Source organism: Streptomyces bluensis, from assembly GCF_014650715.1.
GTDB classification, from domain to species: domain Bacteria; phylum Actinomycetota; class Actinomycetes; order Streptomycetales; family Streptomycetaceae; genus Streptomyces; species Streptomyces bluensis.
Map to the genome: position 1 here is coordinate 63,744 of NZ_BMVM01000001.1, position 20,887 is coordinate 84,630.

Annotated in this window: 28 protein-coding genes and 3 pseudogenes; 16 read left to right on the forward strand and 15 right to left on the reverse strand. The window is 66.6% G+C overall.

Translation table 11 applies throughout. From position 1 onward, the window contains the following. The first annotated feature begins 76 nt into the window (after nt 1-76). Complete coding sequence (locus tag IE262_RS00355; protein WP_166681787.1) at nt 77-1,066, forward strand: WD40 repeat domain-containing protein; 990 nt, start codon at nt 77-79, stop codon at nt 1,064-1,066. 235 nt (nt 1,067-1,301) lie between these two features. Here IE262_RS00355 and istB read toward each other — a convergent pair. The 4 genes and pseudogenes from istB to IE262_RS00375 form a co-directional block, all read right to left on the reverse strand. Continuing rightward, nucleotides 1,302-1,865: pseudogene (istB, locus tag IE262_RS00360) on the reverse strand (IS21-like element helper ATPase IstB); the annotation flags it as partial. Nucleotides 1,866-2,007: 142 nt separating this feature from the next. Then, nucleotides 2,008-2,172, reverse strand: a pseudogene (locus IE262_RS40105) (transposase); the annotation flags it as partial. Beyond that, nucleotides 2,148-2,564 carry a HEAT repeat domain-containing protein gene (locus IE262_RS00370; RefSeq protein WP_229877014.1) on the reverse strand — a complete coding sequence of 139 codons (417 nt, stop codon included), beginning with the start codon at nt 2,562-2,564 and terminating at the stop codon, nt 2,148-2,150. The gene IE262_RS00370 and the pseudogene IE262_RS40105, both read right to left, overlap by 25 nt. 170 nt (nt 2,565-2,734) lie before the next feature. Beyond that, a complete protein-coding gene (locus IE262_RS00375; protein ID WP_134041348.1) occupies nt 2,735-3,373 on the reverse strand; it encodes a TetR/AcrR family transcriptional regulator in 639 nt (212 codons plus the stop codon). Between the two features lie 157 nt (nt 3,374-3,530). Here IE262_RS00375 and IE262_RS00380 point away from each other — a divergent pair, with 157 nt between their 5' ends. After that, nucleotides 3,531-4,367 (forward strand): SDR family NAD(P)-dependent oxidoreductase, encoded by an 837-nt coding sequence (locus IE262_RS00380; protein WP_189870360.1) that lies wholly within the window; start codon nt 3,531-3,533, stop codon nt 4,365-4,367. Here IE262_RS00380 and IE262_RS40420 read toward each other — a convergent pair. The 4 genes from IE262_RS40420 to IE262_RS00400 all read right to left on the reverse strand — a co-directional run bounded on the left by IE262_RS40420 (nt 4,354) and on the right by IE262_RS00400 (nt 6,586). Beyond that, nucleotides 4,354-4,632, reverse strand: coding sequence for a transposase (locus tag IE262_RS40420; RefSeq protein ID WP_189870362.1), 279 nt, complete (start codon nt 4,630-4,632; stop codon nt 4,354-4,356). The genes IE262_RS00380 and IE262_RS40420 overlap by 14 nt on opposite strands. 42 nt (nt 4,633-4,674) lie before the next feature. Then, complete coding sequence (locus IE262_RS00390) at nt 4,675-5,469, reverse strand: transposase (protein ID WP_189870364.1); 795 nt, start codon at nt 5,467-5,469, stop codon at nt 4,675-4,677. 103 nt (nt 5,470-5,572) lie between these two features. Beyond that, a complete protein-coding gene (locus IE262_RS40425; protein ID WP_189870366.1) occupies nt 5,573-5,914 on the reverse strand; it encodes a transposase family protein in 342 nt (113 codons plus the stop codon). A 177-nt stretch (nt 5,915-6,091) separates the two neighbouring features. After that, on the reverse strand, nt 6,092-6,586 hold the full coding sequence (locus tag IE262_RS00400; protein ID WP_189871546.1) for a hypothetical protein: 495 nt from the start codon (nt 6,584-6,586) through the stop codon (nt 6,092-6,094). On the opposite strand from IE262_RS00400, the gene IE262_RS39180 reads away from it, so the two are divergent. From IE262_RS39180 to IE262_RS00420, 6 genes are all read left to right on the forward strand, one after another. After that, nucleotides 6,575-6,748, forward strand: coding sequence for a hypothetical protein (locus IE262_RS39180; protein WP_373304967.1), 174 nt, complete (start codon nt 6,575-6,577; stop codon nt 6,746-6,748). The genes IE262_RS00400 and IE262_RS39180 overlap by 12 nt on opposite strands. After that, on the forward strand, nt 6,670-6,942 hold the full coding sequence (locus IE262_RS39185) for a hypothetical protein (RefSeq protein WP_229877015.1): 273 nt from the start codon (nt 6,670-6,672) through the stop codon (nt 6,940-6,942). Before IE262_RS39180 ends, IE262_RS39185 begins: the two co-directional genes overlap by 79 nt. Further along, nucleotides 6,935-7,534 (forward strand): hypothetical protein, encoded by a 600-nt coding sequence (locus IE262_RS39190; protein WP_229877016.1) that lies wholly within the window; start codon nt 6,935-6,937, stop codon nt 7,532-7,534. Before IE262_RS39185 ends, IE262_RS39190 begins: the two co-directional genes overlap by 8 nt. Next, nucleotides 7,507-8,133 carry a tyrosine-type recombinase/integrase gene (locus IE262_RS00410; RefSeq protein ID WP_229877017.1) on the forward strand — a complete coding sequence of 209 codons (627 nt, stop codon included), beginning with the start codon at nt 7,507-7,509 and terminating at the stop codon, nt 8,131-8,133. Before IE262_RS39190 ends, IE262_RS00410 begins: the two co-directional genes overlap by 28 nt. Then, on the forward strand, nt 8,120-8,512 hold the full coding sequence (locus IE262_RS00415; protein WP_189870368.1) for a DUF6262 family protein: 393 nt from the start codon (nt 8,120-8,122) through the stop codon (nt 8,510-8,512). The genes IE262_RS00410 and IE262_RS00415 overlap by 14 nt, the downstream gene beginning before the upstream one ends. Before the next feature lie 485 nt (nt 8,513-8,997). Continuing rightward, entirely contained in the window at nt 8,998-9,402 is a 405-nt protein-coding gene (locus IE262_RS00420) for a peptidase inhibitor family I36 protein (RefSeq protein ID WP_166681784.1), read from the forward strand. 399 nt (nt 9,403-9,801) lie between these two features. Here IE262_RS00420 and IE262_RS00425 read toward each other — a convergent pair. Beyond that, nucleotides 9,802-10,661 (reverse strand): IS5 family transposase gene (locus IE262_RS00425; protein ID WP_373304968.1). Its coding sequence is split into 2 segments (ribosomal slippage): nt 9,802-10,295 and nt 10,295-10,661, totalling 861 coding nucleotides; the frame shifts between segments, so codons are not numbered across the junction. Between the two features lie 229 nt (nt 10,662-10,890). On the opposite strand from IE262_RS00425, the gene IE262_RS00430 reads away from it, so the two are divergent. Both IE262_RS00430 and IE262_RS00435 read left to right on the forward strand, forming a co-directional pair. Then, complete coding sequence (locus IE262_RS00430) at nt 10,891-11,223, forward strand: helix-turn-helix domain-containing protein (RefSeq protein ID WP_229877096.1); 333 nt, start codon at nt 10,891-10,893, stop codon at nt 11,221-11,223. Beyond that, nucleotides 11,127-11,674, forward strand: a pseudogene (locus IE262_RS00435) (glycoside hydrolase); the annotation flags it as partial. The gene IE262_RS00430 and the pseudogene IE262_RS00435, both read left to right, overlap by 97 nt. Before the next feature lie 159 nt (nt 11,675-11,833). Here IE262_RS00435 and IE262_RS00440 read toward each other — a convergent pair. Further along, nucleotides 11,834-12,007, reverse strand: coding sequence for a hypothetical protein (locus tag IE262_RS00440; RefSeq protein ID WP_189870370.1), 174 nt, complete (start codon nt 12,005-12,007; stop codon nt 11,834-11,836). Nucleotides 12,008-12,296: 289 nt separating this feature from the next. On the opposite strand from IE262_RS00440, the gene IE262_RS00445 reads away from it, so the two are divergent. The 4 genes from IE262_RS00445 to IE262_RS00460 all read left to right on the forward strand — a co-directional run bounded on the left by IE262_RS00445 (nt 12,297) and on the right by IE262_RS00460 (nt 14,709). After that, the gene (locus tag IE262_RS00445) at nt 12,297-12,884 is read left to right on the forward strand and encodes a DUF6232 family protein (protein WP_189870372.1); all 588 of its coding nucleotides are present in this window, start codon (nt 12,297-12,299) and stop codon (nt 12,882-12,884) included. Beyond that, entirely contained in the window at nt 12,884-13,246 is a 363-nt protein-coding gene (locus IE262_RS00450) for a hypothetical protein (RefSeq protein ID WP_134041329.1), read from the forward strand. The genes IE262_RS00445 and IE262_RS00450 overlap by 1 nt, the downstream gene beginning before the upstream one ends. 294 nt (nt 13,247-13,540) lie before the next feature. Next, nucleotides 13,541-14,041, forward strand: a complete 501-nt coding sequence (locus IE262_RS00455; RefSeq protein WP_268249552.1) for a transposase domain-containing protein — start codon at nt 13,541-13,543, stop codon at nt 14,039-14,041. 227 nt (nt 14,042-14,268) lie between these two features. Beyond that, on the forward strand, nt 14,269-14,709 hold the full coding sequence (locus IE262_RS00460) for a hypothetical protein (protein ID WP_189870376.1): 441 nt from the start codon (nt 14,269-14,271) through the stop codon (nt 14,707-14,709). A 268-nt stretch (nt 14,710-14,977) separates the two neighbouring features. Here IE262_RS00460 and IE262_RS00465 read toward each other — a convergent pair whose 3' ends face one another. From IE262_RS00465 to amcB, 3 genes are all read right to left on the reverse strand, one after another. Next, on the reverse strand, nt 14,978-15,253 hold the full coding sequence (locus tag IE262_RS00465; RefSeq protein ID WP_308432695.1) for a hypothetical protein: 276 nt from the start codon (nt 15,251-15,253) through the stop codon (nt 14,978-14,980). A gap of 208 nt (nt 15,254-15,461) precedes the next feature. Further along, a complete protein-coding gene (locus tag IE262_RS00470) occupies nt 15,462-15,677 on the reverse strand; it encodes a hypothetical protein (RefSeq protein WP_229877020.1) in 216 nt (71 codons plus the stop codon). Between the two features lie 479 nt (nt 15,678-16,156). Further along, on the reverse strand, nt 16,157-17,311 hold the full coding sequence (gene amcB, locus IE262_RS00475; RefSeq protein ID WP_229877021.1) for a cyclophane-forming radical SAM peptide maturase AmcB: 1,155 nt from the start codon (nt 17,309-17,311) through the stop codon (nt 16,157-16,159). 190 nt (nt 17,312-17,501) lie between these two features. Between amcB and IE262_RS00480 the strand changes: the two genes are divergently transcribed. Next, the gene (locus IE262_RS00480; protein ID WP_189870378.1) at nt 17,502-18,026 is read left to right on the forward strand and encodes a hypothetical protein; all 525 of its coding nucleotides are present in this window, start codon (nt 17,502-17,504) and stop codon (nt 18,024-18,026) included. A 293-nt stretch (nt 18,027-18,319) separates the two neighbouring features. On the opposite strand, the gene IE262_RS00485 is transcribed toward IE262_RS00480, so the two are convergent. Continuing rightward, complete coding sequence (locus IE262_RS00485; protein WP_229877022.1) at nt 18,320-19,216, reverse strand: integrase core domain-containing protein; 897 nt, start codon at nt 19,214-19,216, stop codon at nt 18,320-18,322. A gap of 27 nt (nt 19,217-19,243) precedes the next feature. Further along, a complete protein-coding gene (locus IE262_RS39195) occupies nt 19,244-19,396 on the reverse strand; it encodes a hypothetical protein (RefSeq protein WP_229877023.1) in 153 nt (50 codons plus the stop codon). Between the two features lie 11 nt (nt 19,397-19,407). On the opposite strand from IE262_RS39195, the gene IE262_RS00490 reads away from it, so the two are divergent. Continuing rightward, a complete protein-coding gene (locus IE262_RS00490; protein ID WP_189871676.1) occupies nt 19,408-19,779 on the forward strand; it encodes a hypothetical protein in 372 nt (123 codons plus the stop codon). Nucleotides 19,780-20,887 lie beyond the last annotated feature (1,108 nt).

Sequence of the window (20,887 nt, forward strand, 5' to 3'; positions counted from 1 at the left end):
TAGCCCTCGGTCGCCTGGTGGCGGTCCGGGAGTCGCTACTTTTCGGGTTGTCAGACGCGCCGGTTATCTTGCCCACATGTCTGACGAACGTTTGATTCTGAGCAGCGCGGCGCCTGGCAATCCCCGGATCGACGGCCTTGCTGTGGTGGAGGTGGATGGGGCGCCTTTGGTGGTGTGTACCGGCTTCTACACCCTGTGGAGCTGGGCCCCGTTGCAGGACGAGTGGCAGGAGAGACCGTTGGCGTACGCCTTCGCCGAGGACCCACGTGCCGCCGAGTACCCGGATGCCGAGAACGATATCGACTCGGTGGCCGTGGCCGTTTTTGATGGGCGCGTGGTCGTGGCCGCCGGCGGCGACGAGCAGGCGGCGGCCATCTGGGACCTGGACAGCGGCGAGTTGCTCCGCGGGCCGACCGACGAGCTCTACGTCTCGTCCATCGCCACGGTGAAAGGTGAGGGACCGCCACTGTTCGTGGCAAGCAGCGGGAGCCACTGGGACGGAGTCCGGGTGTGGGGGCTGTCCGGCGAGGAGCCTTTGGTGGAGATGGACGCCGGCTCCATCTGGGGTCTGGCCACCGCAAGCGTCGACGGCCGCTCGCTGGTCGTTGGGGGCGGGGATGAAGGGGTGGAGGTATGGGATGCGGCAAATGGCGAGCAGGTCGCGTCGTTCTATGTCGATGACGGGGAGACGGCCTATGCCGTCGCGTTCTCCCAGCTCGACGGCCGTCCGGTGTTCGTGGCGGGTACTGACTCCGGAAGGGTGTACGTATTCGACCTGTCCGGGGATGAGGACGGCGATCCGATCCACGAACCGTCTGCCGGTCATGAGGGCCGCATCAACGCCTTGGACGTCGCTATGGTCGGCGACCGTGCGGTCGCGGTGACCGGTGGCGAGGATGGGACCGTGCGGATCTGGGACCTTGCCGGCGGTCGACAGGTCGGGCCGCCGCTGACCGGCCACAGTGGGAGCGTTGAAGCTGTGGTGGTGACCACGATGCAGGATCGCGCGGTCGCTTTGACCACGGGTCGGGATGGCGTCGTACGCGTCTGGGACCTGACCCTCTGACACGGGGCCGGACGAGCTGACGGACTAGTCAACACCGTGAGCGCTTTGCCTGACCCGGGCGCTCACGGCGTTCGTCGTCGGCTACCACCCTGGGGCTTCGGTGCAGTCACGCGGGGCCCGCGTCATGCCATCGTCTCGTATCCCAGCTCTTATGAGCACGCCCGTCTCGCGTCGCACAACCTGCTCCTGACAGCGTGACCAGCAACTTTACCGGAACTCTGACGGGGCCGCCCGGTCAGCTGGCCTGGGCTTGTTCGGCCAGGGCTTTGGTGTGGGCGAGGCGGTAGGACTCGGTGCCGGTCTGGATGATGGCGCCGTTGAAGGTCAGGCGGTCGACGATGGCCGCGCAGAGCCGCGGATCGGTGAACGTCTTCGTCCACCCGCTGAAACTTTCGTTCGAAGCAATGGCGACGCTGTTCTTCTCCTCACGCTCAGTCAGAACCTGAAACAGCAGCTCAGCGCCCCTGCGGTCAAGCTCCATGTAGCCGAGTTCATCAATGCATAAAAGATCGACACGGCCGTAGCGGGCGATCGTCTTGGACAGCTGCTTCTCGTCGGCGGCTTCGACGAGCTCGTTGACGAGTTTGGTGGCCAGCACGTAGCGGACGCGGTAGCCGTGCATCGCGGCCTCGGTGCCCAGGGCGATCAGCAGGTGGGACTTGCCGGTGCCGGAGTCGCCAATCAGGCAGAGCGGCTCTCCCTTCTTGACCCATTCGCAGGTGGCGAGGGTGTTGACGGTGGCCGGGTCGACGCTGGGGTTGGCCTCGAAGTCGAACGCACGCAGACTCTTGTCCCTGGGAACTGTACGGCTTCCTCGTAGTGCTGGAACGGCGACCGCTCCAATGCACGCAGTTCGGCCAGGTCGCGAGCGGTGTAGAGGCGGTCCCAGACGGCAACGGCGGATTGCCACTCGGTCCGCGGCCGCCGTCGCGGATCTGACAGACGACGATGATGTGCAGTACCGAATTCAGGGCCCGGTTGCCTCCGGTGTTGAGGCGGCGGCGGGTGTTCTTCCCACTGGAGGCGTCCAGGGGCACCGTGCCCGTGTAGCTGGCGAAGTCGTGCTCACTGGGGAAGCAGATCAACACCTTGCGTCGTCCGTCCACGCCGAGAGCTCCGCCACACCCCGACGAACGGCTTCTTCCGGGTCCCGGGCGAGCTCCCCACAGGCCGCTGCGAGGTCCGGCACACCGTCCGGTCCCACGAGCGCGTCATGCACCCCGGTCTGCAGCCAGTTCGCCTGATTGTCGTCGGCCTCGGCAACCGCGAGAGCTATGAGCCTTATGGCAGCCACCGTTCCCACCCGGGCCAGGGCCTCCGCCGTCCGTCGAGTCACCGCCGTGTCCTCGGCGTCCAGCAGCAGCCCCACCAGCACTTCGGCAGCCTCAGGAACATCAGCGAAGGAAGCAAGGTCACGCCCGGCGCGAACACGCTGCTCCCACGAAGGAGACAACGCCTCAGACAAGGCCGCCTCCAAACCACTCATCATCCCTGCCATGACCAGACAGTCTCATGCCCACGTGCCGAAGCTGCCCACTCGCACCCGCTTGACGCAGAACATAGAGGCCCCCCTGGTAGCACGGACAGTGATCGGCACCGTACTACCCGGCACGCATACGGGGCCGGGCCGTGAAACTGGTTCTGTCAGCGATCTCGTGAACGCCGAAGTCAGCCGACGCTGCCAGGACCGGGCAGCGGTGTCTGGCGCGGCTGGGCGCGGAGCCCGTCGAGAATGATCGCCAGATAGCGTCGCCACAGCTCGGAGGGATGTTCCCCGGGCAGGGCCATGATGGCGTCGATCATTGCGGCGATCGGTGCGATGTCGGCCTCGGTGACCCCATCGCGCAGCGCACCTTGAGTGCGGGCCCGTGCCACGAGAGCCTCGCAGTGCGATGTAATCTCCCGCCGCGCTCGGGCGAGGCCGGTGCCCTCGACGGCGCCGTGACGCATCAACTCGCGCAGCCCGCGGTTATGCGCGGCCCGCCCCAGGGCTCCCTCAAGGAAGCCAGCAAGAGCGGTGAAGGCGTCGCCCTCGGCCCGGGCTTTCTGTGCCATTGCCGCGATCTCGTCGAGCTCTTCGGTGAAGATGGCCTCCGCGAGCGCCTGCTTGTCGGGGAATTTCCGGTAGACGGTGCCCACTCCGAGCCCGGCGTGGTGTGCGACATCGTTGAGCGTGGCCTGCAGTCCGCGTGCGGCGAAGACCTCGCGCCCGGCTTGGATGATGCGTTGGCGATTGAGTTCGGCATCCCGCCTCAGCGGACGTGTCCCCGCCGCAGCGGGTTCCTCTTCCCCTCTCTGCCTGCCCATGGGCTGCCCTTCCGGCGACGTGACCGATCCGTAACTGGATACATCATATCCGCTTCATGCTACGGTCCTGACGGAACCGGATATCAGTTATCCGGATAGTTCTTCGGGGTGGCGCGCCGCCCGTCGTCGCACAGCTCAGAGGGAAGGAGAGCCAGGGATGGAGACTGTGGTCATCACCGGAGGAACCGACGGGCTTGGAAAGGGGCTCGCACTGCACTACCTGCGCCAAGGAGCGCGCGTGATCGCCGTGGGCAGCACGCCCGCCAAGGGTGAGGCCCTTTTGGCCCAGGCGGCAACGATCTCAGCCGTTGGCCGCGCGGTCTTCCTGCAAGCCGATCTGACGTCGGTCGCGGCAGCCAGGGATCTGGTCGCCACGATCGAGAGCACCTGTCCCTCGGTGGACAAACTCGTTTTGTGCGCCCAGCGGTACCGGCTCTTCGGCTCCCGCACTGTTACCCGCGAGGGTTTCGAGCATAGTTTCGCCCTCGCCTACCTCAGCCGCTACATCCTCAGCCATGGCCTGCGCAAGGTGCTGGAGTCCGCGTCACAGCCGGTCATTATGAACGTGGCAACTCCCGGAGTCCCCTTGGGCCGGATCCACTGGGACGATCTGCAACTGGCGCGCCGCTATGGCGGCTTCAAGGCCACGCTGCAGTCCTTCCGTGCCAACGACCTGCTCGGCGTGGCCTTTGCCGTCCTGTATGCCGACACCCCGATTCGCTATGTGGGCTACAACCCGGGGGTGGTGTCGACCGGCATGCCCGGCCACCTTCCACAACCGCTCCGCGCTCTCACCAAGGCGTCCTTCACCCTGTTCGCCGCTTCGGTGACGAAGGCTGTCACGCCGATGGCCTGTCTCCTGGACGAACCACCAGGCGAACGCTTCACCGCCCACCGCGCCACGCACCAGCTGCCCTTGAAAGGCCCTGCGTTTGACCAGGCCAGCGCACTGCGTCTGCACCACCTCACGCACGACCTGATCAACGCGGTGTGAGGATGCGGGCTCGCAGAAGCTCGAAGGATGCCCGGCCGTACCTGCTCCTCTTGAGGAGCTTGACTCTGCAGACATGCCCTTCGACCACCCCGGAACTGTGGGCAAGGGTGAGTCCGGCGGTGACGGCGTCGAGGTCCTGACACAGGAAGCTGGCGAAGGACCGGATCGACGGCTGGCCGCATCGTTCGGCCTGCCGGGTCCACTCGGTGAGGAGGTGGCCTCGACGGTTTCGGCCAAGTCGGTAAAGGCACGGGCGAGGTTGCACGCTTCGGTGATGTCCGGGCAAGCCAGCCGGACGCGTTCCAGCTCAGCGGTTTGACGAGACGTTGGCCTTCTCGCGCGGGCGCATGATCCATCCGCTGACGGTGCGGGGGCTCGGGACCGGTGCGGGGGCTGGGACGGCGGTGCCGTCGCGCAAGGTTCGCACGTAGCGGGAGAGCGTCGAGTAGTCGCCGGAGAAGCCGCGTTCGCAGATCTGGTCGTACAACTCTTTGGCGCTGGTGTGGCCAGCGGCGAACTCGGACTGGAGGTAGGGCTTGAAGCGATCGAGGGACACGTTCCTGCGGTCGCGGGCTGAGGCGAGGAGGACGTCGAAGTCGGTGTCGCGGTAGCGGTAGCGGTAGCGGTAGCGGCGGACGGTCTTGCGGTCGAGACCGAGACGGCGAGCGATCTCGCTGACCGGGTAGCCGGTCTCGACCATGCGGTTGATCACCTCGTGCCGGCGCCGTACCCGATCCACGATCAGCGTGGTCGGCAGGAGTTCCAAGGTGGGCTGCCGTGGCTGGGACCGCTGCCGGTGTTCAGCGTATTTACGCAGGCAGGCACGGTGCTCATGGCAGACTCCTTCGACGGCGAGCGACAGGTTGCGCAGCAGGTGCCAGCGGTCAGCTGCCTCAACGGCGTCAGGGGCGGCCTCCCTGACGGCGCGGGAGTAGGTGCTGGCCCGATCGCGGCACACGACCTCGGCACCGGCATGGCCGCGAAGCCACGCGGCCAGCGTCTCGGCCCTCCGATCTGGCAGAACGTCGACGGGTTGGTGGGTTTCGATATCGACGAGGATCGTTCCGAAGCGGCAGCCGCGGCGGAAGGCGAACTCGTCCACGCCGAGCACACGTGGGGCCCGGTCCGGCGTGGCCGGAGCGGGCAGGTGCCCAAGAAGCCGCATCCGACCTGCTGGAACTGAGAGTTTCCGGCACAGTCGAGCTTCAGGCCGTCCACCCAGTTCGGCCGCGACGGAACGCAGCACGGACACCGTCGATCTGCTCAACGAACGTCCGACGCGGGCAGGTTCGGGTATCGCAGAAAAACCGGCGCACGGTCAGCTGGACCCGCACAGGCCTGCCGGCAACGGGGCGGTCGTCCCACTGTCGACCATAGCGGCTGTGGACCCGACGGGATGAGACACCGCAGTCTGGACACGATCTCGACGATCGTGTGCTGGACAGCTGGACCATCGTCCCGTCCACGAGCGCCTCTACACGCTCCACCCTCACACCGGCAGTCCCAGCAAAGAACACGTCCTCGGCCGATAAGTACACATCCCCCATGACCAGGGGATTCCCAGCGATGCAGCCGCTTGACCTCGAAGTTCACGAGATCGCTGACAGAACCCTGAATCTCCCCATCCTGTGCTCAGGCGTTCGCCAGACCTGCTCGTTTTACTTCCCCACGTAGCAGAGCGTTGCGTGCGTGGCTGCAGCCTCCCGGATCCAGTGCGCAGGCGGTCATATAACGGGCGGTGCGGCCAGGAGTACGACGCGATCGGCTTCAACGTCGAATTTGAGCACTGGATGGCGGTAATCGCCCTCTGGATCCAGCAGTACCGGCTTGCCCAGCCGTCGACCGATGTCGCGCAGGAAACGGCAGAAGACGTCGAGTCGCTCCTGGCCCTGAAGCTCTCGCAGGTCCACATCGAAGTCGATCTCCTCGGCTGCAAGGAAACGGAAGATCGCCAGCATCTCGGTTGACGGCCAGACCCGCAGCTCGGGGCACTCGGCGTCGGCTTGACGGGAGAGCACTGTCTGCGCTGGAGGCAGTGGCAGCACGGTCTCGCCCTCGGAGTACTGGTACTTCCAGCCGCGTTCAGCGACGAGTTCGAGGAGTTCCTGCCAGTCCTCGAGTGAGGCATCCGGGACACGCGCGTCAGGCAGCGCACCCATCAGGTCAGGGTCGAAGCTCTGCGTCGCCAGGGATGGACGATCTCGGCGATCGCACGGCATCTGGGCCGCGACCGCAAGACGATCCGCGCCTATCTGAGCGGTGAGCGAACCCCGGGCAGCGGCGGCAGGCACCGGACGCCTTCGTGCCGTTCCTGCCCTATTGCCGCCAACGACTCGCGGATGACCCCCACTTGTGGGCCTCCACGTTGTTCGACGAGGTGACCACGCTCGGCTATCAAGGTGCGTACTCGACGTTCACCCGGGCCCTTCGCCGCTATCAGGTCCGCCCTCACTGCGAACCCTGTCACGCCTCCACCGGCCGCAACGTCGCGGTGATCGCGCATCCGCCGGGCGAGGAGATCCAGTTCGACTGGCTGGAAACTGCCAGACCCTCCGGAGGGGTGGGGAGTGGGTGAGCACGCACATCTCTTGGTCGGAGCGCTCGCGCATTCGGGCCGGTGGCGTGCGGTGCTGTCGGAGTCGGAGGACTTCCCGCACCTGGTCCAGGCTCTGGACGAGGTGATACGCAGACTGGGCGGGACCGCGCCGCGATGGCAGTTCGATCGGATGGCAACGGTCTGGCACTCCTCCAGCGGGCAGGTGACCGCCGCGTTCGCCGCGGTCGCGAAGTACTACGGGGCCGGAGTGGACATCTGCCCGCCCCGCCACGGCAACCGCAAGGGCGTGGTGGAGAAGGCCAACCACTCCGCGGCGCAACGCTGGCGGCGCACGGTTCCCGACGGGCTGACCGTCGTCCAGGCCCAGTCCGGCGTCGACAAACTCGCCGTCCGGATGGACGAGCGGCGCCGCATCGACGGAGTGGCCACCATGGTCGGCGAACTCGCCGCTGCTGAAGCCTTGTTGGACATCCCGGTGCGGCCCTTCCCGGCGGAGCTGGAGGTCGAGCGGACGGTCAGCCCGCAGAGCCTGGTGCAGTTCGACGGCCCTTCGCAGCGGAACGATGTCAGGGTTGGCGACGTATGCGCGACCACCTGGCGATCTGGCTAGAGGGGCTCAGCCTCACCGACGAACACGGCCGACCGGTGAAGGTGACCTTCCACCAGTTCAGGCACACCCTGGCCACCAGGATGATCAACGCCGGCGTTCCTCAGCCCGTGATCCAGACCCTGCTCGATCACATGTCTCCCGCCATGACCGCCGTCTACGCCAAGCTCCACGACAAGACGCTCCGGCGACACTGGGAGAACGCCCTCAAGGTCAACCACAACGGGCAGAAGGCCGAGATCACCGCCGACCACCCGCTCGCCGGGGCGGCCTGGGCGAAGATGAGCCTGGTCCGCTCGAAGGTGACGCTGCCCAACGGCTACTGCGGCGCCCCGGTACAGACCGACTGCGAGTACGCCAACCCGTGCTTGGACTGCCGGTTCTTCATCACCACCGGTGACTTCCTCCAGCAGCACCGCCAGCAGCGGCAGGAGACCAGCGACCTCATCGCTCAGGCCGAGCAGGCCGGGCTCGCTCGGGTCGCGGAGAAGAACCGCCGCACCCTTGGCAAGCTCGACAAGATCATCAGCGTCCTCGAAGGGACCGCTGAGAACCAGATCGTCGTCGGCGGCCAGGTGGAGGACGTCGATGCCGCCAGCTGACAACACCGCCGCACTGGCCGAGGCCACCCGCCGCCGCAGCCAGCGCGCACGCAGCGACGCCGAGAAGGTCATCTCGGCAGCGCAACGCTCCGGCAGCCGCACCAGCTTCGCAGCGATCGCAAAGGCGGCCGGTGTCTCGCGTTCGTGGCTCTACACCCAGCACGACCTCGTCGCTGCCATTCGTAGGCTGCAGGATCGGCAGCCTACGAACGAGCGCACTGGACCTCAGCCGGCATCAGTCGCGTCCCTGCAAAGGCGTTTGGAGGCTGCGCTCTCGCGCATCAAGCAACTGCGCGCGGAGAACAGTGACCTCACCAGACGCCTTGAGACCGCATACGGCGAGATTCGCAGACTGCGCGGCACGTGCCGCAGCCCTTGAGGAGCAGGATCTGGCGGCTATGGATCGGCGGCAAGGAAGGTGAAACCCAGCTTCGACTCCATCGAGGGCTGGTACACCTTGCACTACGAGACCGCGCTCGCAGCCTGACCCCCACATCAACGGTGTCCGCCAAAGCGGAACAAGCTCACATCGCTGCCGCCAACCTGGCCCAGCACCCGAGCAGTCAAACTCAGACTCAAGCAGATCCAGTACCGCCCCCACCTCGTCGACGGCTGCCTCACCAGCACAGACCTGATCACGGACGGCTGACCGACGTCACCCATTCACGTTCAGTAGCCGCTACCACTTTTCGGCCATATAACACCGGAAATTCGCCGAAACTCTCCCACGTCCGGCGCCGGACAACCCATCCGCGCTACACCGTTGCTCGCACCTCGGCCCACATGGGAGACGAGGGGAAGCCAGGACGACCGGTGCGGATGGATCGACGGAAGGCAGTGAATATTGTGGGTTGGCTGAAAGGTATGAATACGGCCCTGGGGCTCGCCGCCGCGCTTGCGGTCACGGTGCCCACCACGGCCCAGGCAGCACCTCTGGACGACACGCGGGTGACTTCCACGAAATCCATCAGCTCATGGGAGCAGTGCCCCGAGTACTACTTCTGCATCTGGGAGTACGGGAACGCCAACGTCGGAGCGGTCGGGGGCCATTGGGCGCGCTTCTACTACGGCTCGGAGAACTTGGCGAACCCGATCGAGGGCTTCGTCTTCAACGACAAGGTCCGCTCCGTCTGGAACCGCACCGGCGACCGCTGGTGCCTGTATGTCGACAAGGAATGGGGCGGCCCCAATTGGGCCGTCGGCAACTGGCGCGGCAACAGCTCGCAGTACGGTCATGCGAACGACATCAGCTCACTGAAGAGGTGCTAGTGAGCGCTCTTTCCCAGCGAGGGGCCTCTCCCGCTTCGGCGTCGGGAGAGGCTCTGAGTCACCAAAGCCAGGTCGCTGTCCCGGCAGTTGTAGGTCGTGAGACGTGAGGTTCCTGTCATGCGATGGCCACTGCCGTGACGTTGTTCCAGCGACGGTGGCAGTCGGCTGCCGCGCACGCGCTCCGCTGCAGGTGGCCGCACCTCTGCCCGCAGGCGCCCCATCCACCAGCTGACCAGCAGCGTTGCCTTACGTCTCACGAACTACAGCTGCCGTGTCAAGACGTCGCTGACCAAGCCCGCAACACCGTGGAACGGCCGACTCTGCAAGGCGAACACCGTCCGCGAACCCCCTGGCTAATGGTTGGGACTCGACAGAGGTCGGGAGAACTAGGGTCCGTCTTCAAACGGATCTTGCCCACAGCAGGAACGACGCGAGGATGACCGCCGCTTCGTAGGAGGTGGCGGTCTTCTCGTATCTGGTGGCAATGCCGCGGAAGCCTTTGAGTCGGTTGAAACAGCGCTCAATCATGTTGCGTCGGCGGTAGGTTTCCCGGTCGAGTCCTGACGGCCTGCCGCCGTGGCGGCCGCGGTTGTGTCGGTGCCGTCGCTGGCCGGTCTTCTCGGGGATGACGTGCGCGATGCCACGTTTACGCAGGTAGGCGCGGAAGCCGCGGGAGCTGTAGGCCTTGTCTGCGACGACCCGGTCGGGCTTGCAGCGCGGTCGGCCCAGGCCGATGCGAGGGACGCGGATCCGTTCCAGCAGAGGTCGTGCGCAGATGCTGTCGTGACGTTGGCCCGGTGTCAGGAGGATGGCGAGCGGGCGTCCTTTGCCGTCGCAGGCGAGGTGGATTTTGGTGGTCAGTCCTCCTCGGGATCGGCCGAGGGCGTGATCGTCCGGTTCGTCCGCACGCTGCTGCCCCCTTTTCGGCCGGTGGCGGCGGCGTGCTGGTGGGCGCGGACGACGGTGGAGTCGATCTGGACCAGCCAGTCGATGTCGCCGGCTGCGTCGGCCTGGGCCTGGATCTGCTGCAGGGCTTGGGTGAACACATCGTCCAGGGCGTAGCGGCGGAAGCGGGTGTACACCGTCTTCCACGGGCCGTAACGGTCCGGCAGGTCGCGCCAGGAGATCCCGGTGCGGATCTTGTAGACCATGCCGTTGATGATCTTCCGGTCCTCGACGCGAGGTCGGCCCGTCACGGCTCGCGGTATCAGTGGAGCGAGTAACTCCCGCTCCCGGTCGATGAGTTCATGGCGGCGTATCACACCCACCATGATCCATCCCGAGATGAACTTTGAAGACGGACCCTAGTGCTGGATTCCGCTTTCGGTGGGTATAGCCGCTGGTAGCGGGGCGTTGCGGGTACTCCGGGGCGGGTGCTGGGTCATGGTGCTGAGGGCACGGCCAGGCCGTGACGAGGGCGAGCAAGCAGTGGTCCACCGCCTGGCGTCGGCCAGAAAGGCGCCGAAGGATGTGGTGGAGCGGTGCCGGATGGTGGAGCCCAGCTGGGACGGGTCGCTGGTCCCGCAGATCGCCGACGAGCTGCGGTGCAGTCAGAAGACGGTGCGCCGCTGGCTGCACCGCTTCAACCGCTTGGGGCTGGAGGGCCTGGAGGATTTGGGCGGGCAGGGCCCGCAAGCGAAGGATCACCGAAGCCGAACGCTCCAGGATCATCGGCCTGGTCAAGCAGACCGCACCCGGCCGACTCGAGGTGCAGCCATCGAACGAGATGTGGGCTGCGGACGAGTCAGGGCGGTCGGAGTGGACCTTGGACTCGCGGGTCACCGCGGCCCGGGGCCTGGGCATCGTCCGGCTCGTCAGTGACCGCCTCGGGCTGGTCTTCACTGAGCGCGACAGCGAATACCGGCCGCCCTGCCCGACTGGGACTCCGGCGCCCGCAAGGCCGTCTGCCCCGACGGGCAGCGCCTGCTCGGCCTCAGCCACACCGGCAACCGCGGGCTGTGCACCGACGTGACCCGCGACCGGCTGTGGGACCCGGCGGGCGGACAGACCGTCGTCACGGACGAGCGGTACGTCGTCCAGGGCGCCGACTGGGCCTCCGGTTACTCCAAACTCCAGTGCCCGGCTGGGCAGTTCCTCACCAGCTACAGCGTCCGCGGCGCCGCCGTCTCCGCGGCCCTGTGCGCGGCGGCCCCCTCCGGCGCGCTCACCGGGAGGGGTTGCCCGCACGGTGTGGTTCGACCGCAATGACAACCGCGGCACGGCCCCCAAGGGCGGCGACTTCGCCATCGGCCACTACAAGGGCCAGTGCGCGCCGGGGCCCGTGGTCCCGGCCCGCCCGGGTGCCGCTGCCGTGGCTCGCGGCCGAGCGGTTCCCGGACGGCGGCGGCTGGCACCACTGACAACATCGGCGCCTGAGGAAGGGGGGTCCGCGGGCGCCGGGCGGGGGGGCCAAGGGTGGTTTCTCGCGGGTCTATATCACGATCCGGTACGCCCGGTAGATCGTCTGCTTGGTCGTGCCGCCCATCGAGTCGGTCAGGGAGACGTAGCCGGCGGCGGACGGGTGCTTCAGCCGGAGCTTCCCGCCGACGGCCCTGACGTTCTTCCAGGCAACGGCCCGACGGGTGCCTTCACGGTAGACGAGCACCCTCGGAAGCCCCGCCCCTTCCTCATGCCCACAGGCATCAACTCCTTTTTGTGCTAACACTTCTGATGAAGCCACGTGCTTCCATCAGTGAGACGCAACGAAGTGAATGGGCTTCACTCAGCAAGGTTTACCAAGGGGGACACGCATGACGTCAGCAGACCGTGCGAAGCAGCCGTCAAACGCACCGCCCGCACCAGCAGGTGCTCCGTACACACCGCCAGGCGCCCCACCGGTACCCGAACTGCCGCCGCAACCGGCCGGCCCTCCCTCCGCCGATCCGTACCCCGATGTGCCATCGGCGGCCTCGGCAGGGCCGATCATCGGCGTCGACCTACGGGTCAGCAAACGGCTGCTCTGGGTCGGTGAGGCCTACTACCCGCTCCAGAACATTGCCCGGGTGTACACGCTCACCATCCACCCCCGGCGCAAGGAAGCCGTCCTGCTCTTCATAAAGCGGCTGCTGATCATCGGAGCGGTGACGACACTGCTCGGGCTGTTCGCCGCCGCGATCGACGCGTCCCAGTCAAGCAGCTTCGGCGGCGGCGACAGCGGCGGATCTCCCGGGCTCACCGTATTCGTCATGCTCATCGCGGGCGCAGCGCTGATCTACTCCTTCGTGGAGATGATGAAAGTGCTCAGCGCGCCCTCGCACTTCGTCCTCGCCGTCGAGACTTCCGGCCCCTCCACGGCTCTGGTGACCGGCCCCAACCCGGACCAGCTGCGACGACTGGCCCACCAGATCGCCCACACGATCGAGAACCGGGAGGCGGAGTTCCAGGTACGGGTGGACACCATCAAGATCAGCCCCAAGCACTACTACTTCGGAGACAACGTCAACATGTACGGCGGCACCGGCAACGTAGGGATGGCGAGCTGATGAGCGGCGGAGACCAGCACTACTACTTTGGCAGCGGCGACCACGTCACCATGCACGGTGGCTCGGGCAACGTCGGCATCGACAAGCGCATCACCCCGGCCCACGAACTACCCCCGGCCGTTCAGGATGCCCTCCGCGAGCTCCTCACCCTGGTCCAGGAGCTGCGCACCCAGGTGCCGCCGGCCAGCGCCGACACCCTTGAGGACTCGCTGCCCGTCCTCCGCGCCGAGGCGAACGTCCAACCGCAGGAGCGACACCGCGCGCTGCTCGCCGTCGCGGGTATCGCCGCGACCGTCGGCGCGGTCGGAGTGCCGGTCGTCGAGGCCATCAACAAGGTCCTCGAACTACTGGGCGCGAAGTGATGACCAGGCAGATGCCTACAGCCTGAGATCACTAACCTCGTGCTTTCATGAGTGGGCTGTCCGGTAGGCGGTCAGGAAAGCAGAAAGTGCCTCTGCCCGGCAATGTCGGTGATTTAGCGCATCAGTGCAGGTAGAGCGCTCGATGATGGCTCTTTTGGGTGAGTCGGCCCCTGGGGTGCATAGGGAGATCCACCACGATCTGATGACACGCCAAATGATCTCAAGACCAGGGCAACGGGGTTCCCAGTAGGACAGGAGATCGGCCAAGATCCGACTGTCTGCGAGGGAGCCCCGTTGGGCGCTCAGTCTGCTCTCTCTGCTGCCTCAACCGTCACAACGGCGGTCCGGCCAGCGTCCCCTCGAAGCCCCCGAAGAGGGCTGGAGCCGCGGTTCGGCGACCGGATCCGGCTCGGCGTACTCACTGAAGAGATCACCCCCGAAGTGGTTGACGTAGTGCTGGAGTTGACCGGAAAGGTCGAGCGCCGCCGGCGGCTTCTGCCGGCCCGCGCGGTGGTCTACATCGTTCTGGCGCTGTGCCTGTTCAGCAGCTCCGACAGCGCCGGGCCGGCCGGGATACGGACGGTCCTGCGGACCCTGACCGACAAACTGCGGCACCGGCCGTGCGGCCTCGTCCAGCGCGGTGCTGACCGGAAGGCGGCGATCTCCTGTGCGATGTCGGGGACTGTGGTCCCGTCACTTCGCCTGAGTGCCGCGGAGGGCGCCGACTGCGGCCTTGCACATCACACTCCTCCGCGAGCACACGCTGCCGCGCCCGCACAACGACGTCACTCATGAGCTCGGTCGAGTACTTGGCCATCTGATCCTCCACCCGCGATGATGCCGCTATGGCAGACAGCGCGGCACTCTACGGACTGATAGGGGCAGTGAGCGGGGCTTTACTAGGGGCTGGTGCCGCCGTCATGGCACCGTTCCTCCAGATCAGGGCGGCGGAGCGTGCCCGTCGTCTCTCTCGTGCAGAGGCCGAGATGGGCCGACTTCTTGACCTCCGGAAGAGCACACGCATGGCGGTCGCCCACGTGTCGGAAACGGTGGAGGCATTGATTGCCGGGCGGCCACCCACCATCGAAGAGTTTGTCGCGGCTCGCCAAGTGGCGCTCAATGCGGTGGAAGAGGCAGCGGAGAGCGCAACAATGGATGGGTTGGAGTTCGCGTTATCGCCCGGTAGCGGACAGGAGCTGGTCCAGAGAGCAGTCCTACGCCGCCAGCCTGCCCCACCTCGGGCGCAGCTGCAATTTGCGATCACACTCAGAGAGGTAGGCAACGGTCTCGTCAGTGCGCTGGGGGGGTACAACGGCGGCGAGCCGCAGTCGCTGAGTCCAGAGGCCGCGGAGGAGCTTCGTTGGACCGTAACCCGCTTGGAAGAGCTGCGGGGTGAGCTGCTCTCTCGCCTTCTTGATCGCATGGAATCCCTGCGCGAAGTGCAAGGATCCACTCGGTTGTAACTGACGGCTCCATGGCGTCAATTTCGGGAAGCAGGCCTGTAAGAGGCGCCGCCACAGTCACCCGCTCCATTCCTTCACTTGGGAATTACCCGCGTCTGGTACGACCACTATGCGTCACGCCAATAGGGCGGAGGAGCGACGGGCAGGCGGCCGCACTCGGCCCACGAGGAGGGCCGCAATGACTCCCGAAGTCACGTTGCAACCACTCCAACTCCCGCGTGCACAGCCATACAACCGAACCCGCCCCGACGTAGCACTCCACGGCTGGTCACTGACCGATTAAGCACAAGGCGCATTGTGCAGGCGTGAGGTCCGGGCCGTCGTCATCCGGGTGATTGAGGAGCGGTGCCAGCATGGTGGAGACCCCGTTCCAGGGGCGCTGTCCCCCAAAGCCGCACATCTCGGAAAGGTCGAACCCTTCAGCCTGCGCAAGCCACCGCCGGAAAACGCCGAAGCCGGTGTAGGACCAGGAGACGTCCGGGCTGGTGATGTCTCCGTCCGCTGGGAACAGAACGAGCCCCACCGCATCCTCCTCGACCACCAAGTACCCAGGATCAGCCTCAAAGAAGGGCGGCGGCAACTGAATCTCTGTGTGACTGGTGTGATCACGGCGTCGGAACCTCTGAAGGGAGACGTCCGGTAGCTCCCCGGATGACACCCGCGCTCCGGGCGGCATCGTCCAAGGTCAGCGATATCCGTTGGTTGCCCGCCCACCGTCAGGCGATGGGCGGGCAGCCCTCTTTCAACCGTGGTCAGCGCGCGGACTGACGCTTCGTAGGTGTCCTCTGGCGCAGCACGGCAACGTCCCGGGCGGGGGCCGGCCAGGCCTGGATGAGGTACCACTCGGTGAGCTCATCCGGTGCCAGGTCGACAGCGGTGTCGCGGCCGCGGGCGTGGACGCGCAGCCGGTAGTCGCCGGGGCCGTCGAAGGACAGGGCGGGGAGTTCTTCGTCAAGGTCGTCCATCATGGCGCGGACCATGAACTCGCCGGAGGCGGAGTGTGCGGAGATCTCGACGATCTCCTGCCAGTCTTCGTCGTCGGGTGCGGGCTGTTCGCCGAAGGCCTCTCGGATCGGCAGGCCGCGGACGCGGTGCGCGGGCGGCTGGACTGGAACTGACGAAGACGGGCCCGGGCGGCTACCAGTGGATACGATGCGGTCAATCGATCTGATGGACCTGACCGTCCGGCACGCGTTCGCGCCGCTCTCTGGCCCGCATGCCGCCTTCACCCCGAGGTGTGAAGGCGGGAACGGACGGGCTCGTGTCTGCAGACTCAAGCTGCCCGTGTCTGCCCGGGCGATGAGGTCAGAACCGTCGCCACAGACTTGCCCAGCCGAAGATGCTGGCGGTGTCGTGAAGTTCGCCAGCCTGCCAGGCCGACCGGGTGAGCTGGTCCCGGCGGGCTGTGATCCGCTGGGTGAGCGGGGTGGTGGTCGGCGTGGCCTTTTCAGGGACGTGAACGTTCGGCATGGCGCAGGATTCCTTCCATGAGACTGATTTTGCTGGCTCGGCAGTAGGTGGTCTCGGTGCTGTCCAGTCGGCCGGTCTCGAAGTACTTGTTGGCCACCTGGCCGCCACGGCAGTAGGCGAAGTAATCGCAGTGCTTGCGGCAGTTGGTCACGCCTGCCAGGGCCTCAGCGACCCAGGGCACCTCTGTGGCGCGGGCCGTCAGGACGGTCAGGGGCGTGTCAAGGACGTTTCCCGCGGTGAAGGGGCCATGCTGGGCTGAGCGGAAGCCCGCCAGCTCAGCACCGACCGGGAGGAAGTCACCGTCCCACATCACCAAGGGAAGTGGCATGACAGGGCGGTCGGCGCGCTGCGCCGCTGTGCCGGACAGTTCCTCGCGGATGTAAGTGTAGGCGTGGTCGAGTTCTCTGACCTGGATGCGTGGATCGGCGTGCCAGCACGCCGCCAGTTCCTGCCAGAACGCCACGACTGAGTACTCGGGATCTTGCCCGCCCGCGTACACGCCCTTTTTCTCGGCGAGGTTTACTCCGAGGTTGTCGCAGCCCAGCTCACAGGCGAACCGGTACAGATCGGCGGCAGCTCCCGGGGACGCGTCGGCCACTACCGCGATCATGCCGAAGCGGATGCCGGCCTGGCGCAGCATGGCGATGCCGCTCATGGCCCGCTGGGTGCTCGGGCCTCCCGCCCAGTCCACTCGTGCGGCGTTCGCCTCCTGCGGGCCGTCCAGGCTCACGGTGACACGGACGGGAACGGTGGCGAACACCTCGCACCACGCCTCGTCGATGAGTGTGGCGTTGGTCTGCACAGCCTGAATCACCGGATGTGTTTCACCTGGCCCGAACGGCTCCACGAGGGCCCGAAAGTAGGCCGGGCCCACCGCGAGGGGTTCCCCGCCGTGCCACACCACCGCCACCGGGCGTTGCCTGGACCACTCCCGAACGCCTGCCGCCACTCTCTGCGCGACCTCTGTGCTCATTCGCCGCGCGACGTTCCGGTCCGGCAAATAGCAATAGGTGCAGTTGAGATTGCACAGCGTCGTCGGCTGCATCAGCATCACCGAAGGCACTTCGGCCAGCTGTGCAGCGCCCGTTCGCAGGGACTTTCCGTCAGCAGATCCGGCCTGGGCAGCACTCACGCGCTGAGCCTAGGTTCCGGCCCCCGGGACCGGCCCCTATCCGCCCTCGATCCACTCATTCGAGCGAGCGCACTCGCGCAGCACGCCCCGTGCCCTACCCCAAGTAATTCGCGGGCAGTATGCCCAGCTCCCGCCCTATCGTGTACCGCTGCCGTCCAGGCCGGGACGGCACGATTGGAAAGGCAACGGAGTGCCGGACGCGTACAAGATCATGGTGGATGCCGAGTTGAGCAGGGCGTTCGACGTGTGGTCCGGCTATCTGGACGCCCGGACGGGTGAGCACCCCCAGGTCCGTGCCCGGCTTCGCTCAATCCTGGAGTCGGCCCGCACGGCCGCCGATGAAGACGACTGCGCCACCGCACGCGCCTTGGTGGCGGACATGTATGACGAGGCTCGGGAAGCGGCCCTTACTTGGGCACCTTCGCAGCCTCGCCCCTGCGAGGCGGACCGGCAGATACGCGACTACGCCAAGGACGCACTGCCGGAGGTGCTCCCCCTGGGCATACGGACCCGTCTCGACCACGTCGCGGTCTCGCTGCGCGTCACAGGCCGCCGCCTCGAGGCCGCCCCCGGCCTCGACGAAGCCACCCGCCAGGACGTCCTCTACATCACCGCCCGCGCCGGGATGGCCCTCGACCTCGCCCACCCGACCGCAGCCCGACGCGAGTTGGAACGCCTTGAGTCGATCGCGCGACGCTGGGGCCTGGAGCCCTGAGAGCCAAGTCGTACTGCCCAGCCCGTCCGGCGAGCACCCTCGTGGTCGAGGCGTAGCGGCCAGGAAGCCTGGGAGCCAAGCCACGTCAAAGGCGCTTCCCGTCGCGAAGCGCCTTCCATCCTTCAACAGGACGCAACCGCCTGATCACATTTTATGTATGCTCCTGCTGCTCCATTGGCACCACTGAGGGGGGATTCCTCATACGTATGCGCTACGCCCTGGCCGCGGCTGTCACCTGTCCCGCGTGAAAACCCTGGTTCGGGCTGCTGATCAGGCCGTTTGTCTGCCTGCCGTCAGGCTGCTTCCTGGTACTCGTTGGTGAGGCCGCCGAGTAGTTGAGTGCGGCGGACGCGGCCTCCGAAGGGGGTGACAGGTGTCGTCTGGCCGGTCTCCGAGGCTTGGGGAGATCGTTGGTGGAGGGATTGGTGGGGGCGGTGCCGGTTGTAGTGGTCGGTGTAGGTGTTCATGACGGTGCGCAGGTGCCGTTCGTTCATGATGAGTAGGCGGTCGGTGCACTCGCGGCGGACGGTGCCGACCCAGCGTTCCGCGGAGGCGTTTGCCTTCGGCGATCTCGGCGGGGTAAGTAGCACCTGCACGCACGCGTCGGCGAGCACGGCGTCGAAGGCGTCGGAGAATTTGCCGTCCCGGTCGCGTAGGAAGAACCGGAACCGGTCCAACCGGTCTTCGAGATCCATCATCAAGTTCCTCACCTGCTGGGTCACCCAGTCCCGGTTCGGGTGCGCGCTGATGCCGAGGACGTGCACTCGGCGCGTTGCGACTTCCATGACGAACAGCACGTACAGCCGCCGGCAGAACGCGGTATCCACATGGAAGAAGTCGCAGGCCAGCAGTCCGGAAGCCTGAGCGCGCGGGAAGGAGGCCCAGGCGTCGTGAGCCCGCTGGGGCGCGGGCGGGATGTTGCCCTGCCGCAGTACTGACCGGACGGTGGCGGCGCAGACCGTGATGCCCAACCGGGCCAGCTCTCCCTGCACTCTGCGGTGTCCCCACAGCGGATTCTCCCGCGCGAGACGCAGGATCAGCTCCCGCGTCTCCTCTGATATCGGCGGCCGACCAGGGCTCTTGTGGGGGTAGGTCCACTTGCCGGCGATCAGCTCTCGGTGCCAGCGCAGCAGCGTTGCCGGGGTGACGAAGAAGCTACTCCAGCTCTGTCTGGGCAGCAGACGCGACAAGGCCGCCAGCAGAACCCGGTCGGCCGGTTACACCTTCGGTCTGCCGAGCAGGCGTTGGAGCACAGCGTGCTGGTGCCGCAGCACCAGCAGTTCGACGTCCTTGGCAGTGTTGCCCAGCAGCCGCAGGCCCACCAGCTCCAGCGACCTACGCGTCAGCACATAGATCCAGGACCACCGCATGGATCTCGATCATGCCCCGGTCTACCACCGTCCCGCAGCGTAACGCCGCCACCGTCCGGTCAGTACTGCGGCAGGGCAACATCCCGCCCGCGCCCCAGCGGGCTCACGACGCCTGGGCCTCCTTCCCGCGCGCTCAGGCTTCCGGACTGCTGGCCTGCGACTTCTTCCATGTGGATACCGCGTTCTGCCGGCGGCTGTTGCAGACCGTGATGCCCAACCGGGCCAGCTCTCCCCTGCACTCTGCGGTGTCCCCACAGCGGAGTCCTTATCTGGGGGCCGAATTCGGGTTTTCACGCGGGACAGGCTCTATCCACGACCTGCGCTCCTACAACCTCAACGACCAGACCCGCTCGCTGAAGATCAACCGCAACAGCTGCGGCTGATCTTCACGTCCTGCCATCGACCAGACCGAGGTCACCTCCGTCCACTCGAAAGGAACGCTTCAACGACAGCGCGGGAACGAGGCAATGCTCCTGTGGGACGGTGCTGTCGAGATCGAGTTCCCCTGGGGCCGCCAGGAGCCAGCAGCCTGGATCAGCCCGGGCATGTGTTGAGCTTGCTCTGGCTGACGGCGGCGCTGCTGCTCAGGGGCTTGGGCAGGGAGAACTGGTAGCAGCCAGCGGCTGATCCGTTGTCGGCCGGGTAGGAGACAGTGATGAGGACGGCGGTGTCGTCACCGGCTCGGTTCCATCGTGCGCCGCGAGTGGCGTAGTCGATCTCCTTCGCGGAAAGGGAGCCGTCTCTGACGGCCTGCTTCGAGCCGGTATCGGGTGACTCCTGCTTTGCCTGAGAGGGCCTCGCCGGGAGATGTTTCGGGGCGGTCGAAGAATCCCTGGATGGCGAGGCTGACCAGGATGCCCGCCGCTGCAAGGCCGAGCATGGCGGTGATGAGGAGGGCGACGCACCCGGCCGTGAGCGACCGGGTGGCGCGCTTCGACGGCGACAACGTCGTCATCGCCCCCCCTCCGCAGGGGTCGGCTTCGCAGGGCTTCGGCGTAGTCGCGTGACGTCCGTTTGGTGATCATGTGAGGGAGGTGCGCGAGCGGTGGCCGTGTGTCACGAGCGTTGCCGCGGAGGCCGACCGCGGGGTTCGTGGCCCGGCGAGCTTCGGGGTTGCCGCTCGTGCGGTCGATGCGGTGCTTGAGCCGGGCGGGCCTGATGTGCCCGGGGCAGGGACCGTCGGTCTGAGATCCGCCGGATCAAGGAGCGTGCCCGGGGCGTCATCGGGTTCCTCGACATCGGCGAGGTTGTGATCGAAACGTGCGGTGATGCCGGCGCAGAAGACCGCGGTGGGGAGGTCTGGTACGGGCGCGCGCCTGCGCCGAGCCGACTGGCAAGGCCTGGAGCGTCTCGGTGGGGTATCGCATCGGCTGCGCATGGTCGGTCTGGCCGAGCGGGGACGGAGGTGGTGTTCAGGTGCGTCGCCTCCTGTCGGCCTCCGAGCGGAGGGCAGGCCCCGGTAGCCGGAGCTGGCACGAGTAAACGGGCCGG

Coding starts and splice junctions, on each gene's coding strand:
- IE262_RS00355 (WP_166681787.1), top strand. CDS start 77: ATGTCTGACGAACGTTTGATTCTGAGCAGCGCGGCGCCTGGCAATCCC.
- IE262_RS00370 (WP_229877014.1), bottom strand. CDS start 2,564: ATGGCAGGGATGATGAGTGGTTTGGAGGCGGCCTTGTCTGAGGCGTTG.
- IE262_RS00375 (WP_134041348.1), bottom strand. CDS start 3,373: ATGGGCAGGCAGAGAGGGGAAGAGGAACCCGCTGCGGCGGGGACACGT.
- IE262_RS00380 (WP_189870360.1), top strand. CDS start 3,531: ATGGAGACTGTGGTCATCACCGGAGGAACCGACGGGCTTGGAAAGGGG.
- IE262_RS40425 (WP_189870366.1), bottom strand. CDS start 5,914: ATGGGGGATGTGTACTTATCGGCCGAGGACGTGTTCTTTGCTGGGACT.
- IE262_RS00400 (WP_189871546.1), bottom strand. CDS start 6,586: ATGCCGTGCGATCGCCGAGATCGTCCATCCCTGGCGACGCAGAGCTTC.
- IE262_RS00410 (WP_229877017.1), top strand. CDS start 7,507: ATGCGCGACCACCTGGCGATCTGGCTAGAGGGGCTCAGCCTCACCGAC.
- IE262_RS00415 (WP_189870368.1), top strand. CDS start 8,120: ATGCCGCCAGCTGACAACACCGCCGCACTGGCCGAGGCCACCCGCCGC.
- IE262_RS00420 (WP_166681784.1), top strand. CDS start 8,998: ATGAATACGGCCCTGGGGCTCGCCGCCGCGCTTGCGGTCACGGTGCCC.
- IE262_RS00430 (WP_229877096.1), top strand. CDS start 10,891: ATGGTGGAGCCCAGCTGGGACGGGTCGCTGGTCCCGCAGATCGCCGAC.
- IE262_RS00450 (WP_134041329.1), top strand. CDS start 12,884: ATGAGCGGCGGAGACCAGCACTACTACTTTGGCAGCGGCGACCACGTC.
- IE262_RS00460 (WP_189870376.1), top strand. CDS start 14,269: ATGGCGGTCGCCCACGTGTCGGAAACGGTGGAGGCATTGATTGCCGGG.
- IE262_RS00470 (WP_229877020.1), bottom strand. CDS start 15,677: ATGATGGACGACCTTGACGAAGAACTCCCCGCCCTGTCCTTCGACGGC.
- IE262_RS39195 (WP_229877023.1), bottom strand. CDS start 19,396: ATGCGGTGGTCCTGGATCTATGTGCTGACGCGTAGGTCGCTGGAGCTG.
- IE262_RS00490 (WP_189871676.1), top strand. CDS start 19,408: ATGCCCCGGTCTACCACCGTCCCGCAGCGTAACGCCGCCACCGTCCGG.